The sequence below is a fragment of the Gimesia aquarii genome (genome assembly GCF_007748195.1).
Classification (GTDB): domain Bacteria; phylum Planctomycetota; class Planctomycetia; order Planctomycetales; family Planctomycetaceae; genus Gimesia; species Gimesia aquarii.
The window spans coordinates 5403268-5417293 of record NZ_CP037920.1; the positions used below are offsets into that span (position 1 = coordinate 5403268).

A 14026-nucleotide genomic window follows, 5' to 3' on the forward strand; every position below is an offset into this window, starting at 1 on the left:
GAAACTTCGAGGCTCTCATCAGTGATTCATCCCTTCCTCCAAGGTTTTTTCGAAAACCCAAAGCAAGTTGCATCGCTTGTACCGAGTTCAAGTTATTTACAGAACAAGCTGAGTTCACTTCCCTGTTTTCAGACAGCTCAATTTGTTGTCGAACTGGGACCAGGAACAGGTGGAACAACGGCAGCACTACTCAGAGCAATTCCGAGATCCTCTTGCCTGCTCTGTGTAGAAATCGTCTCAGATTTTGTTGATCAACTTCGACAACTCTCTGATAAGCGGCTATATGTAGAAGAAGGATCCGCATTTGATCTTGAAATATTACTGAAACATTATGATTTTCCACCTCCCGATGTGATTGTATCAGGAGTCCCCTTTTCCAATATGACGTCTGCAGAAGGTCGAAAATTGATTGAGAGCATACACTCTGTTTTGGCTCCTGGTGGTACTTTCGTAACTTATCAGTTTCGAAATCGAGTCTGTGAACTGGCAGAGAATTACTTTGGTTCACCCCAAAATAAGTCTTTTGTCCTCTGGAACATTCCCCCACTGGGAATCTATCAGTGGAAAAAAACGCCAGCCATACCATCCAGGAAAGAAGCTTACAATAGCCAAACCACCATCTGATACTTTGTTCCATGCTTGCATATCAAGCACTTATTTTACTCGAAATAAAGAGTAGGTAATTATGGATCGAACAGAAAAGAGCTGAAAGTCATTCATCAAACCCTGACGCTTTTGATCAACATGAATGATCTCACGGATTCCCTAAACCTTTTTGTTCACGTATGTATCTAATCCGTTTTTGAACATCGTTATTTTTCTAATACTAATCCGCGATGCTCTTCTAGTTCGGCTCACTTTTTCTAGTTACAAACCGTAATTCAAAAACACTGAAAACTTGCGATTTTCTGAAATCCCCTGTCCCATTTGCTCTAAAACCAGTGTACATTAAAGAATGTGCTCTAAGAGCTCTGATAAGATTATTTGGTGATATAACCCGTGGAATTGGACCGACTCAATACATTTTTTTCGACGAACCCATCGGCGAAATTACTTCGTGCGACTCACTCAGCGTACGTAATTCACTTCCTGAACCAACATTTCAAAGTAAATGGAAACCTCGCTACACCTCATTCCAAAATTCAGCAACAACTTAATCACTATCTGGAACAAATCCACGAAAGAGAACCAGAAATCCTGCGAGAGAGTGCTGACGCTTATCTGACACAATGGTCTACCGGTGAGACTCGATGGTTACGGCGTTATTTTGATTCCCAACACGCGGAATCGGTCTTTCAACTGACCCCCCACTCAGAAGATGTATTAAAGTTTCTCACGGAAATGATGGACCATTCTCTAGGTTTTGTGGGAACTGAATCGAGGCTGACGCGAATTATTGGAACACTTTCAGATATTGTGGTTCGGGGGTCCGCTGACCGTGAACGACGTCTAGAACATCTCCACGCTGAACGTGATCGCGTTGAGAGTGAAATTCGCTCGCTTGAATCAGGAGACGTCGTTTCAACTCACAGTTCCACGGCCATTCGAGAGCGATTTGCAGATGCAATTTCTGATCTCATTTCACTACAAGGTGACTTTCGGGCTGTTGAAGAATCGTTCAAATCTATTACCCGCGATGTCCAGAAACAGCAAACGGAAGCGATGGAGACTCGGGGTCAGATTCTGGGATTTGCACTCGACGCAGAAGATCGACTCAAGGAAGAAGATCAGGGAGCCAGCTTTAAAGCGTTTGTCGACCTTCTACTCTCACAATCGCAACAAGATGAACTGGAAAAAATTATCATTCAATTAGAAGAGATGGTTGAACTGGAATCACAAACAGAAGGAAAAGATCGCGTAAAACGTATGATAAGCAGCCTGTCTCTGGAAGCAGAACGTGTGTTGAACACCACACGCCGATTGAATTCTACACTGCGCAGGCTTCTGGATTCAAAAGTGAGTTCGAGTCGACTCAGGTTAGCTTCCGTGCTGCGTGAAATCCAGGCAGCAGCGGTGCGTCAGGCAGAACAACCTCCTGAATTAGGCATCAATGTTTTTACCGAACTAGATTTGTATCACGGTTTGGAACGCCCCTTCTGGCAACCCCCGGTCAAATTTGATGCGATCGAAATCACGCATGAAGAACCGGACGACAAAGCGCGATTCGACGCATTTCGAAATCTTGCCGAGATGCAACGTCTTGATTGGGATACCATGCGGTTTAATATTGCCAGTCAGGTTCAGTTTACTGAACGATTGCCTCTTTCAGATTTATTGGAAACTTGCCCGCCAGTCAATGGCGCAATAGAAATGTTGGGTTACATTCAAATTGCACATGATGAAGGCCATGAGGTAGATGAAAACTCTGTCGACGTTGTTTGTATCGAAACTGAAAACGGACTGCTGGAATTTGAAATTCCCCGAGTTTTCTTTCTATCAGAAACACTGCGAAGACGTTCCGGGCTGAGGAGTAGCACCATATGAGTGATATTCCGGAGTTTCGTGAACGTGGTATTGTTGCAGTCAACCTGCTACAGGGAGTGATCTACGAGGAGCAAGCTGACCTCTGGTCTCTACTACTTAGTAATGAATCAGACTTAAGCGAGTATTTCTGTGAAATTGGACTGACACTGATAATCGATCGTGCAGAGGGTATCGCCTACCTGCGCCAGTTTGGCGATGATGAACGCACGGGAGGTTACGAACGCTTGCCGCGTTTATTTAAGAAAACTCCTCTTAGTTATAAACCGACCTTGTTGTGTGTTCTATTACGCGAAGAGTATCGAAAATTTGAAGAGGAAGACCTCGACAACGAACGCTGTGTTATCGAAGTCGACTCGTTGTTTGAACTTTGGAAATCCTGCTTTCCAGCAAATTCAGATGAAGTGATTTTACGCAAACAACTCATCACAGCGTTAAATCAACTCGAAAAAATTAAATTTGTTGCTACGTTGAAAGAGGAACCCGGTTCATGGGAAGTCCGCAAACTATTGAAGGCACGAATTCCCATTGATGAGCTGGAACACTTGCGCGACCGGCTAATTGCAAATGAGCGCAAATAGGAAATCACTCCATGCAACACTTATGTGACTTACGTCCTGATCGCCCCGGTTATCGATTACAGAAACTGGAGGTCTTTAATTGGGGAACTTTTGACAGTCAAGCTGGAACTGTTTTTTGCTTTGAACCAAAAGGGCGAACAGCATTATTAGTTGGTCACAATGGATCAGGAAAGTCGACTCTCGTTGACGCCTTACTGACTCTACTGGTAGACGGCAAGACACGAAACTACAACGTAGCAGCAGGAGCGAAAAAAACAGAGCGTACACCCAAAAGTTATATTAAAGGCGCCTTTGATCGAACAACCGATGAATCAAACTCGAATGTAGTAAAGTTTCTACGTCCACAAGGAAATCATCTGACGGCAATTTCTGCTGTATTTAGCGATGAACAATTGGGACAATCTTTCACATTGACACAAATACTGTATCTCAAAGCCGACGGTTCTGATGATCGGGTTTATGCTATTGCCAATGAATCGCACGAATTAAAATCCGATCTACAAGGTCTGCAAAAATCTGATGCGGTTCGCGAGCATCTCAAACAACAAGGATACCAGACTACCAGAGCGTATACTGAATATCTGGGTTGGATCACCAAACGAACTCAGATGCGAAGCAAAGCCATTGATATGTTCAACCAGACTGTGGCAGTCAAGGATATTCAAAGCCTGAATGTATTCATTCGCAGACATATGTTGGAAGCTCAGAACTGGCATGATAAAGTACAAGGGCTGCTGAAGCACTTTAATGATTTAAGTATCGCACATAATGAGCTGGTTCGAGCTCAACAGGCACAGGAACTGTTACTTCCTGTTGAGAGCATTGGCAAGAAATATCGTCGTAAAAATGAGGCGCTAAATTTCTATCAGCACCAGCTTGATGCATCTGAGTCATACTTCCCTCAATTGAAAATCGAAATCTTTGAGCCGGAACTGAGGGTACAGAATCAAAATCTGAAAACACAGGAAACTGTGATTAAGAGATTAGATCAGGAACTGGAACAGACACGAGAAACCGTACGACAGACAAAAAATGAAATCGAACATGCGGGCGGTGAACGACTGCGACAAATCCCTGGATTGATCCGGAATGAACAAACAAAGTTAGATTTTAAACGTGATACCTTTCAAAAATATCACAAGACTCTAAAAACTTGTGGCATCAATGACATCGTAGGCAACGCGAAACAGTTCCAGCAGATTAACAAACAATTATGTGAAATATCCAAGTCAAACAGTGACAAACTAGTAGAGCTGAAAAACAGGCAAGAGACAACGCTTGGCCAAAAAACGAGCATCGTAAGCCAACTGAGACAGGAACGTGCTGATCTGGATATGCTACAAAAACAACATAGTAACTTGCCTCCCCGTTTTTCTACGATTCGCAGTCAACTCTGTGCCGATCTGGGTCTTGATGAAAGTCTATTTCCTTTTGCAGCGGAACTGATTTCAGTATTACCTGATCAACAGAACTGGACCGCGTCCATCGAGATGGTTCTCCGTTCGTTTGCTCTCAGCTTGTTGGTTCCTGAACAGTTTTATCCACGTGTTCGAGCCTATGTCGAAGGAAATCGCATAATTGATGCACACGGGGCAGGTCAACGACTGGATTATTTGTGTGTTGGAAAAGTCACGGATTCAGCCGGTGGTGATCGAATTCATCCGCAGTCACTCTGCAATAAACTGCAATTTAAGCCGCGTCATAACCTTACCCCCTGGCTACGGACAGAAATTCAACAACGATTTAACTTTCACTGCTGTAATAGCATCGAAGAATTCAATGACGTTTCCAAATACGCCCTGACTGCACAACGACATGTCAAATACGATTCAAAGCGGCATCAAAAAGATGACCGAGAGCGCACAACAAACCCACGTTTCTTCATTTTGGGTTGGGATAACACTGATAAGAAGAGTCGTATACGTCATCATATTCAAGAACTCGAATCCGAAATCAAAATTCTGACCGATGAAATCATTTCAATTAATGACCAGATAGAAGAAATTCAAAATACGTTTCGAGCCGCGGATGCAGCCTTGGATATAAGTGACTTCGACAAGATCGATATCAAACGTCACCAAGATGAAATCGTTACACTTGAAGCAGAAAAAAAGAATCTGGAAGAATCGAATAAAACCGTACAAACGCTGCAAAAACGGTTGAAACAGTCAGAATCAGAGGAGCAGACGCTCAGTGCGAAACGTGATCTATGTTTCGAAAAACGTGCAAAATTGAAGGGTGATATTAGTCGTGTCACTAAACTGGTAGCATTGGCTCACACTCAGCTACAGGCACAGCAGACAGCCGGTAATTTTGACGTACATCACGAAATGTTTGAAACCATCGCTGAATCACTGGATAAACCAGCTTTGTCGATTGAGAATTTTGAGCAACGAATTCAAAACTGGCGAGCTTCGACACAGAAGCAAATAGACAAATTGAGAAGTCCTTTAGAAAAAATCAAAGAGGACCTGATTAGTGCCATGTCAAAATATCTGCGCGATTTTAAAGAAGCAGCAAATGACCTCGATGCCTCTCTGAAATCACTCGATAGCTTCCAGGGTTTACTGAATCAGCTTCGCCTGGAAGATCTGCCCCGTTATGAACGCCAATTCAAAAACCGGCTGAATGATCAAGTGAGCCAGGAAATCGCGCTGTTCAATACGGAACTCCGCACCGAACAAAAGTTGATCGAAGACAAAATCACTCAGCTTAATAACGCACTGAAGGATGTTGAATATTCACCTGGAACGTATATGCGATTAAAGCCTCATCCGGTAAATGACCGAGAAATCGAGGATTTTCGACGCTCGTTGCGTGAGTGTCTTGATGATTCGCTGGAACAAACTCCTGAGGCGAACGAAGCAAGGTTTGTACGTATCAAAAATCTGGTCGAACGCTTGTCTGACAAAGAAAAAACAAATTGGAGAAAAAAAGTAATTGATGTCCGAAACTGGTACGACTTTGCTGCAGAGGAAATTGAGCTTCAATCAGGGTTGACTCGTAGTTGCTATGATGGAAGTTCGGGGCAATCCGGAGGAGAGAAGGCCAAACTCGCATTCACCATTCTGGTAGCCGCTTTAGCTTATCAGTTTGATATTGATCCCGTGGGCAATGTTCCCGGCAGATTTCAATTCGTTGTCGTTGATGAAATGTTCTCCAAAGTCGATGACCAAAACGCCGAATATGCTTTGAAACTTTTCAATCAGTTTGGGCTGCAACTTTTGATTGTGGCTCCGCTGGATGCCAAAGCCCGTGTAACAGAGCCATTTGTCGACCGATATCTACACGTGGTAAAAGATCCTGAGACAAATTGTTCAATTCTCCATAGTATGACAGCCCGCGAGTACGACGAAGTGGTACAGAAAGTCTCACACAACGCGAGACCAAAAGCGAATCAAAAACAGATTATGAAATAGGAGTCTTCTTGCCACTGGTCTCACCAGCACAGATTGTGAAGTAAACGATAAAAGCATGTCCATGTTCTTTATCATTGAATCGTATTATTTACGACACGCCTACTTATCTTCTTAATTCAGACCGACTCAAATTATTGTGATCAATCAGTGCTCAAAGTGCTCCTAGATCATCAGAAACAGCATCGATCAGACTCGTACCATCGATAATTTGATAGTTTCCTTTTTCGATACAATTCACGGACCTGCCAAACTCGTCTTCCAGAAACTCATGTTTATCTTCTATTTCATAAAATCCATTCTTTTGATCATACTCATGACGGATTCTCTTGTATCCAGAGATCAGAACAGTCTCACCTGATCTTGTGACCACAGTGAATTCGCTTGCTTTCCTGACATTCATTCTAATTTTCCTTATACATTGTGTACTAATATCGAAAACATTGTGTCTCTACTACCAGCGTATTGTGAGCCCACCTGAGGAATGTGCTTCTCGGAGATTATCGGTGAAAATCACTTGATATTAAGAGGGTAGAGATAATGAGTCAGCAATCCTGAGATTACTTTCTTCAACTCAGTGAAACGTTGAGTTGATTGACTTCACTCACCTCAAAAGCGATCGATTATTCACTCACTTTGCGAAGAAACTTGACGCCGTACTCCCAGAAATCAGCTTCTGGAAATTGCTTTTTGCGTACGATTTCTGAATGGAACCAGATGACTTTCTCTTCTAAAACAGTAAGACCAACTAAAATATCTTTTCGATCGAGGTCACCTGCAAAGAGAAAAGAAACGCCAGATTGCGAAATAGACAAGCCTTGCACCTTGATTGTCTCTATATCAAAATCAAGAACAGGATTCTCTGTTGGCAACAATATTTGGAAACTACCGCGAAAGGGTTTTCGTACATGTGACCGTTGATGTGCAAACTGGATCGAATTCTTTTGTTCGATTTTATCCAGAAGTGAAAAAATTCTCTCAGTAGCCTGTTGCTGAGATTTACTAGTTGCTTTTTTTATTTTGTTAATACTTGGGTTAGTGACTTGCATAAAGACAGTGCTTTCTAAGTTGTATCGTAGTATTGGTCTGTCCTCCTAAGTAATAGCTCTCACTAACTCTATACACTCACATTTTCAGTAATTTTTTGAGGGAAATTCCTCAAAACCAAGCTTAGTTGCCGACATATTACCGTCATCAATTTTATTTGTTGTAACCCGCAATATATGAAATTCCACAATTCAGTCTTTGCTGTGAGTGAATGTCTCATCGATTCGTTTACAACCAACCTCGCCTGACTTCGCATAAAGAAAAGCGAGCACATAATGATCTGGCGTGCTTAGAAAAGTACCTTGTTTATGAAATCGATTCTTCCTCTGCATTCTCGATCACAGAATCAAAGAGAGAAAAATAGAATTGAGATCCTCTCGTCAATGAATCCACATTTTTTTGAGTCTAAGCACGTTCTACAAATTTATCAGTAGTTTTCAGAGATGTTCTCCCGTTATTGCAGCATTAGATTAAACTGATCTCATTTAATCCACAGCTTGACGACTTTGACTTTGCCATCTTATAATCCCATGTTTTCATCTAATCTCGTACTGACCGAACAAGAAAACGATGCGGAGGCAGACCGAAATAGTCATGCAGGAAGCGCAGCTTTTGTCCCCGCCGGAGGAATTTAATAATTAGCACTCCAGCAGAGAGTACTAACCAAACCGATCAAGGCAGTGGTACGAATCCACGCTTGAACTGGCTCAATTTTTTTGCGGCAGATGTTGGTGATGGCATTGGCCCTTTTATGGCCACTTATCTGATTACAACATCTCACTGGAGTGAGGCATCAATCGGAATATTCCTGCTCACTTTGAATCTGGCAACTGTTATCGCACAGACACCTTCCGGATGGTTGATCGACAATACGCGTTATAAGCGTTATCTCACAGCAGGCGCAGCATTAACGATTGCCATTTGTGTCTTAGTCCCTGCCTTCGCATCGGAAATGGCCCCGGTATTGATATCAGCGGCGATTCTAGGCTTAGCAGCAGCAGTCATACCTCCGGCAATTGCAGCGATCACACTTGGAATTGTAGGCCCCTCCGGACTCACAAAACAGACTGGCTCAAACCAGGCATTCAACCACGCCGGTAATCTCGTATCAGCCGTAGCAATTGGATTAGTTGGTACTTATGTCGTATCTTGGGGTGTCTCACCCATCGTCGCATTTCTGGCGTGCAGCGCGGCAATAATCGCCTTAATGATTCCTGAAAAGTCTATTAATCATACTGTAGCCCGCGGTGGAGTTTCGAAAATCGAAAAGGAGAGTCAATCAGAATCAGGGCGAAGCGCCCTGGCATTGGTTTTTACAAATCGATCTCTGTTGATCTTTATGGTTTGTGTGGGTATGTTCCATCTCTCGAACGCAGCCATGCTTCCTCTTGCCGGGCAAAAGCTAGCGTTGGAACACAAAGAACTTTCCACACTCTATATATCCATCTGCGTTGTCATTGCTCAAGTCGTCATGATTGGCATTGCCGTGCTTGTGGGCCTGCGGTGCGATCAGTGGGGACGTAAACGTTTTCTACTCGTTGGCTTTGCCGTCCTTCCTCTGCGTGGTTTACTGTTTTCTCAGGCGGAGAACCCATATCTCATTATGTCTGGACAGATTTTAGATGGCATCGGAGCAGGAATTTACGGGGTCATTGTGATCCTTGTTGTCGCCGACCTGACGAGAGGCACAGGCGTATTCAACTTTGCAACAGGGGTCGTGATCACAATTCAAGGACTGGGTGCCTCCTTTGGCTCATTTCTTGGGGAATGGTGGGCCGGAGAATATGGCTACAGTTCGTCATACGCACTCTTAACAGCACTAGGGGTAATCGCCTTGTTGATTCTGGCAGTATTAATGCCAGAAACTCATCCTGATAAAGTTAAGCCTTCGCGATTCAATTCTGGTAGGAGCCGGTCCACAACATGACCACTTTTGTTGTCATCGTATACATTATTGTCTATCTCAGTATGCTCCTGGGTGGTATTCCTGGATTACGTGTCGACAGAACCGGTGCTGCGTTGCTGGGTGCTATTGCCCTCTTAGCTGTTGGAAATATTAGCGAACAAAACGCACTGGCCTCAATTGATGTCCCTACGCTTGCACTCCTGTTCGGATTAATGGTTGTCTCGGCGCAATTCCAGCTGGGAGGATTCTACGGCATCGCGACAAAACGAGTAGTTGCGCAAGATATGTCTCCCCCGGCGCTCCTGGCTGTTGTGATTTCTCTTACTGGAGCATTCAGTGCCCTCCTCACAAACGATGTTGTTTGCCTGGCAGTCGCTCCGCTGCTGTCACACCTCTGTATCGAAAAAAAATTGAACCCGGTCCCCTATTTACTCGCATTGGCATGTGCAGCGAATATCGGCAGTGCAACCACGCTTATTGGTAATCCACAGAACATTCTCATTGGTGAAGCGTTAAAAGTACCATTCAATGGATACCTGCTTATCGCAATGCCTCCCTGCTTACTCGGGCTCCTCATCGTTTGGGGAATCATCGTATCTCTATACCGCGGTAAGTGGCATTTCGAGACAGAAGCAAGTTTAGAAAACACGGAGATTGAGTTTGATCGTTGGCAGACCTTCAAAGGAATTCTTGTTTTAACACTATTAATCGCGTGTTTTATATTCACCGCATGGCCACGCGAGTTACTGGCATTGGGTGCGGCGGGAATATTAATGCTCAGCCGAAAATTCCATTCCCGGAAGATCATGGGGCTGGTCGACTGGTCTCTGTTGGTGCTTTTTATCAGCCTGTTTATTGTGAATAAAGCGTTTCAACTTACCGGCGGTATGGACTGGCTCGTCGCTCAGACCGAGTCCGCCGGCATCCCACTTGACCAACCGGCACCGCTGTTTATCTCAACTGTGATTCTGGGAAATCTGGTTTCCAATGTGCCAGCGATCATGCTCTTGTTACCCATTGTCAAGGGAAGCGATGTGGGCCCGTTGCTGGCGCTCAGTAGTTCCCTCGCCGGTAATCTAATCATTGTAGGCAGTGTCGCCAACATCATTGTGGTTGAATCAGCAAGACAAGCCGGTATTAAAATCGACTTCAAGACACATGCACGCGTCGGTATTCCAGTAACTCTGGTAACTCTTTCGGTAACAGGTGCTTGGCTTTGGCTGGTTAGTTTATTCAGCTGACTAAGTCATGTTTCTGATCGGAAGAACTCCCCAAAGTCGTTTCTCGCGCAGATACAAACCTAACCAGATAAGCACGCCAATCGCGACTTGAATCATGAAGGGATCACCTACGCGCCAATGAGTACAGATCGCTCCGCCCATGTATCCAGTCAATAATATGGCACCAAGCACGGCCGTCCATGGAATCAAATAGAGCAGCACACAAGTAATTTCAAGAATGGCAAGCGGCAAAATCATTGACTCCGGCAATCCGAGTTTCTCCATCCCTTCAGCAAACTCAGGTCCCCCTTTGAGCTTCATCATTGCGCTCATTCCAAAAGCAAGTGCAACGAGAACCGAAATCACACGCCCAATCCAAATCATCACAGTCTGCGCAGTCGACGTCGGCTTTACTTCACTTTGATTCATTTTTGATTCCTTTGAAAAACTTTATCGAAGTGTAACTCGCACTCTTTTGAATCGTTATATTTTTTATAACTCACAGAGTCAACTCGAAAGGTTCTTCACTTTTCAAAGTTAACTCCCACAGGCAGGCCCCGTTCCTGGTCGGGCTTACCCAACGAAACAAAATTTCTTCAAATTGTTTCTGCAATGACTTCGTCAGTAATATACGAGACCTTCTCCGTCATCGGATCAAAGGGGACCGAAACATGTTCATGCATAACACGCCACTCCCCTTCCGTTCTCTGGTAGCCGATCGTTATTCGCAACCAGGTCTGGCCAACTGGACTCTCTTCATCAATCGGTACGACATGATGCAATCCGTGAGCAAAGGCCACATCTCCATCTACCGTAACTGTAAAATCACGATGCTCAGATTTCATTTTAGCTGGAAAATAAGGTAAACATGCTTCCCAGTTTGCACGATATGCTTCAAGCCCTTTGAGTCGGTAAGGTGGTTTGACATCATACAGAAGTATGTCTTCCGAATAGCCCGTCAGCATGGCATCCACGTCCTTTGACTCCAAGGATCCTGACCAGGCTTTGGCAAGCGACCGAATCTCGTCTTCATCCTTGGAAGCTGGTATCCCTTGGGCATTATTGTTACGTTCCGCAACTTCTGTTTGAACTCGTTCTTCCTGTTCACGTAACTCGGGTGTTAATGCTTCACCGAAGTCATCGAATTCAAATACTTGACGTATCTCGATATCCGAGTCTTCGGTCATTGGATTAGGACAACGCGTCACCCAGTCAATTGCTTCCTGCATTGAGCTCACTTTCCAAAGCCAGAACCCGGCAATCAGTTCCTTGGTCTCGGTGAAAGGACCATCGGTAACAGTTCGATCCTTCCCGGAAAAACGTATACGAGCGCCGTTTGAACTTGGATGCAAACCTTCTGCTGCGAGAAAGATTCCCGCTTTTGACAATTCTTCATTAAAGTTTCCCATCTCAGTAAGCAGTTGCTCGCTCGGCATTTCACCTGCTTCCGAACTTTTGGTCGCCCTTACAATCACCATGACTTTCATTAATTTTCTCCTCATCTATTAAAAACTTCATGTCACCATCTTCTTGGGACAGAAAAGACTAACTTCAATTTTGTTACACCGAAAAAAATTTGTTACAGAACAATATCCGTATCCGCCTTGAATTCCTGGTCAGGCAAATTGGGTAATTCGACGAGGGGTCGAATCTCAACGGTCCCCTTCTTCGCTGGTGGTAGTTGGCTTGCCACTGCGATTGCCTCATCCAGATTCTCAACGTCAATCACATAGTATCCCCCGAGTTGCTCAGTCGTTTCGGCAAACGGTCCATCAGTTACCAGTCGTTTTCCATTACGAATACGAACACTGGTCGCCATCTCAACAGAATGCAAGGGAGATGCTGAAAGAAACTTCCCTTGCTTGTCCAGCTCATGACAGACCGCCGTTGAGTCTGACATACACTGTTCACGCTCGTCTTGTGTCCAACCATTTTCCGCACTGTAGATCAGTAACATGTATTTCAAGGCAATCCCCTTTTCGTTTCTGATTTGCTTCAAAAATGATTTCACCGCATGGCTTCATCGCGGGCTTTAATTAATGCATTTATGTGTTCATCTGCCGGGCGAATCTCAAAAGGTCCAAAACGAACACCCGGATGTTTTGACATCAATTCTACTGCCTGATTCATATCACGTGCTTCCAGAATCAGAATGCCGCCAATTTGCTCCTTTGTTTCCGCAAATGGTCCATCTGTTGTCTCGACCTGACCTCCGCGGTGTCTCAAAGTGACAGCGTGTTCGGCTGGCTGCAACGCTTCTCCTCCTGTGAAATGTCCACCACATCGCAGTTCATCATCATAGGCGAAGCACTCTTCCATGAATGCCGCCATCTCAGCCTCCGTTTTCCCTTCCATCGAGGCGGCATCGTAATACCCCAGACAAAGAAATTTCATCTTCTACTCCTGATCAGAACTCTACTTGCTACGACGATGATGCGAAGACATAAATTCATTCCATTCACCATCCTCGCCGAGGATTTGCGAAGTCAACACCCAATGCGCCTCATCGATGATTTCCACAATATCCTGATACCGCGCCATTCCCTCCTGTTCCCACTTCGGACCCTCGGTATCCAAAATCAGCTTGGTACCCGACTCATCAATCGAACCGGAATAGAGCCAGAGATGGGTCATCATGGAAGCCACAAACGTACCCACATACAGTTTCTTCTCCGGGTCGTAACCGAGTGTCATTACAGATTTCCAGACTCCATCTTCGGGTGCCTCCCCTTCCCCTTCAGCAATGAGCCACAAACCTCCCAGCGAGGTACAATTCATGTGGCCTATTGTTTTGTTAGGTGGTTGATCTGGTCCCATTTGGCACTCAGTTTCAACGGCCCACTCACCAACGAGTTGATCGAGCCAACTGTGTTCTTTCTGTGGTTTTGCAAACATTGTTTTCTAGCTCCCTAACTACTAAAACTCTGTGAAGATCTCTCTTCAATCATGGCATTAATCTTTTCATCGGCGGGGCGAATTTCAAAGGCGCCGCCACGAACCATTGGATGTTTTGACATGAGCGTAATCGCATGGTTCAAGTCCCTGGCTTCCAGAAAGAGGATTCCACCCAACTGCTCCTTCGTTTCAGAAAAAGGACCATCAACAACCATCGCCTGCTCTCCCTGCCAACGAAGCGTTACCGCGTTCTGACTGCTCTGAAGTCCCTGACCACCTAGAAAATGGCTTCCTCTCCGCAGTTCATCATCATAGGTAAAACACTCGTTGATGAAGGCAGATTGCTCGTTTTCTGACATTTCATCCCATTTTGCTTCATCAATGTATCCCAGACATACGAATTTCATCATTTTCTCCCGATTTTGAACCTAAAAAAGTAGTGTTTACTCACTAGTCGTTTGGCTGGACAACAAATCGACA

At 44.6% G+C, this 14026-nt stretch carries 14 protein-coding genes; 6 read left to right on the top strand and 8 right to left on the bottom strand.

The features are described 5' to 3' along the window. Positions 1-21: 21 nt before the first annotated feature. The 4 genes from V144x_RS20705 (at position 22) to V144x_RS20720 (ending at position 6481) form a co-directional block, all read left to right on the top strand. The gene (locus V144x_RS20705; protein ID WP_197998554.1) at positions 22-624 is read left to right on the top strand and encodes a class I SAM-dependent methyltransferase; all 603 of its coding nucleotides are present in this window, start codon (positions 22-24) and stop codon (positions 622-624) included. Between the two features lie 375 nt (positions 625-999). Further along, positions 1000-2484 (top strand): DUF3375 family protein, encoded by a 1485-nt coding sequence (locus V144x_RS20710; RefSeq protein ID WP_144987729.1) that lies wholly within the window; start codon positions 1000-1002, stop codon positions 2482-2484. Beyond that, positions 2481-3062 (top strand): DUF4194 domain-containing protein, encoded by a 582-nt coding sequence (locus V144x_RS20715; RefSeq protein ID WP_144987730.1) that lies wholly within the window; start codon positions 2481-2483, stop codon positions 3060-3062. Before V144x_RS20710 ends, V144x_RS20715 begins: the two co-directional genes overlap by 4 nt. Before the next feature lie 11 nt (positions 3063-3073). After that, positions 3074-6481: an ATP-binding protein gene (locus tag V144x_RS20720; RefSeq protein WP_144987732.1), complete on the top strand. Its 3408-nt coding sequence runs from the start codon at positions 3074-3076 to the stop codon at positions 6479-6481. Between the two features lie 151 nt (positions 6482-6632). On the opposite strand, the gene V144x_RS20725 is transcribed toward V144x_RS20720, so the two are convergent. Further along, on the bottom strand, positions 6633-6881 hold the full coding sequence (locus V144x_RS20725; RefSeq protein WP_144987734.1) for a hypothetical protein: 249 nt from the start codon (positions 6879-6881) through the stop codon (positions 6633-6635). 220 nt (positions 6882-7101) lie between these two features. After that, positions 7102-7353: a hypothetical protein gene (locus tag V144x_RS20730; RefSeq protein ID WP_232102587.1), complete on the bottom strand. Its 252-nt coding sequence runs from the start codon at positions 7351-7353 to the stop codon at positions 7102-7104. An 869-nt stretch (positions 7354-8222) separates the two neighbouring features. Here V144x_RS20730 and V144x_RS20735 point away from each other — a divergent pair. Beyond that, positions 8223-9452, top strand: coding sequence for an MFS transporter (locus V144x_RS20735; RefSeq protein WP_144987738.1), 1230 nt, complete (start codon positions 8223-8225; stop codon positions 9450-9452). Beyond that, on the top strand, positions 9449-10672 hold the full coding sequence (locus V144x_RS20740) for an anion transporter (RefSeq protein ID WP_144987740.1): 1224 nt from the start codon (positions 9449-9451) through the stop codon (positions 10670-10672). Before V144x_RS20735 ends, V144x_RS20740 begins: the two co-directional genes overlap by 4 nt. Here V144x_RS20740 and V144x_RS20745 read toward each other — a convergent pair whose 3' ends face one another. From V144x_RS20745 to V144x_RS20770, 6 genes are all read right to left on the bottom strand, one after another. Then, complete coding sequence (locus V144x_RS20745) at positions 10673-11080, bottom strand: DoxX family protein (RefSeq protein ID WP_144987742.1); 408 nt, start codon at positions 11078-11080, stop codon at positions 10673-10675. It lies immediately after the preceding gene. A gap of 167 nt (positions 11081-11247) precedes the next feature. Beyond that, positions 11248-12138, bottom strand: a complete 891-nt coding sequence (locus tag V144x_RS20750) for an SgcJ/EcaC family oxidoreductase (protein ID WP_144987744.1) — start codon at positions 12136-12138, stop codon at positions 11248-11250. A 92-nt stretch (positions 12139-12230) separates the two neighbouring features. After that, entirely contained in the window at positions 12231-12617 is a 387-nt protein-coding gene (locus V144x_RS20755) for a YciI family protein (protein WP_144991041.1), read from the bottom strand. Positions 12618-12658: 41 nt separating this feature from the next. After that, complete coding sequence (locus tag V144x_RS20760) at positions 12659-13045, bottom strand: YciI family protein (RefSeq protein ID WP_144987746.1); 387 nt, start codon at positions 13043-13045, stop codon at positions 12659-12661. A gap of 21 nt (positions 13046-13066) precedes the next feature. Beyond that, positions 13067-13546 (bottom strand): DUF1579 domain-containing protein, encoded by a 480-nt coding sequence (locus V144x_RS20765; RefSeq protein ID WP_144987748.1) that lies wholly within the window; start codon positions 13544-13546, stop codon positions 13067-13069. Positions 13547-13560: 14 nt separating this feature from the next. Then, positions 13561-13956, bottom strand: coding sequence for a YciI family protein (locus V144x_RS20770; RefSeq protein WP_232102589.1), 396 nt, complete (start codon positions 13954-13956; stop codon positions 13561-13563). Between the last annotated feature and the right edge of the window lie 70 nt (positions 13957-14026).

Bases quoted from the DNA above. Each gene is read 5' to 3' on its own strand.
- V144x_RS20715 (WP_144987730.1), top strand. From the start codon at position 2,481: ATGAGTGATATTCCGGAGTTTCGTGAACGTGGTATTGTTGCAGTCAAC.
- V144x_RS20720 (WP_144987732.1), top strand. From the start codon at position 3,074: ATGCAACACTTATGTGACTTACGTCCTGATCGCCCCGGTTATCGATTA.
- V144x_RS20725 (WP_144987734.1), bottom strand. From the start codon at position 6,881: ATGAATGTCAGGAAAGCAAGCGAATTCACTGTGGTCACAAGATCAGGT.
- V144x_RS20740 (WP_144987740.1), top strand. From the start codon at position 9,449: ATGACCACTTTTGTTGTCATCGTATACATTATTGTCTATCTCAGTATG.
- V144x_RS20745 (WP_144987742.1), bottom strand. From the start codon at position 11,080: ATGAATCAAAGTGAAGTAAAGCCGACGTCGACTGCGCAGACTGTGATG.
- V144x_RS20750 (WP_144987744.1), bottom strand. From the start codon at position 12,138: ATGAAAGTCATGGTGATTGTAAGGGCGACCAAAAGTTCGGAAGCAGGT.
- V144x_RS20760 (WP_144987746.1), bottom strand. From the start codon at position 13,045: ATGAAATTTCTTTGTCTGGGGTATTACGATGCCGCCTCGATGGAAGGG.
- V144x_RS20765 (WP_144987748.1), bottom strand. From the start codon at position 13,546: ATGTTTGCAAAACCACAGAAAGAACACAGTTGGCTCGATCAACTCGTT.
- V144x_RS20770 (WP_232102589.1), bottom strand. From the start codon at position 13,956: ATGATGAAATTCGTATGTCTGGGATACATTGATGAAGCAAAATGGGAT.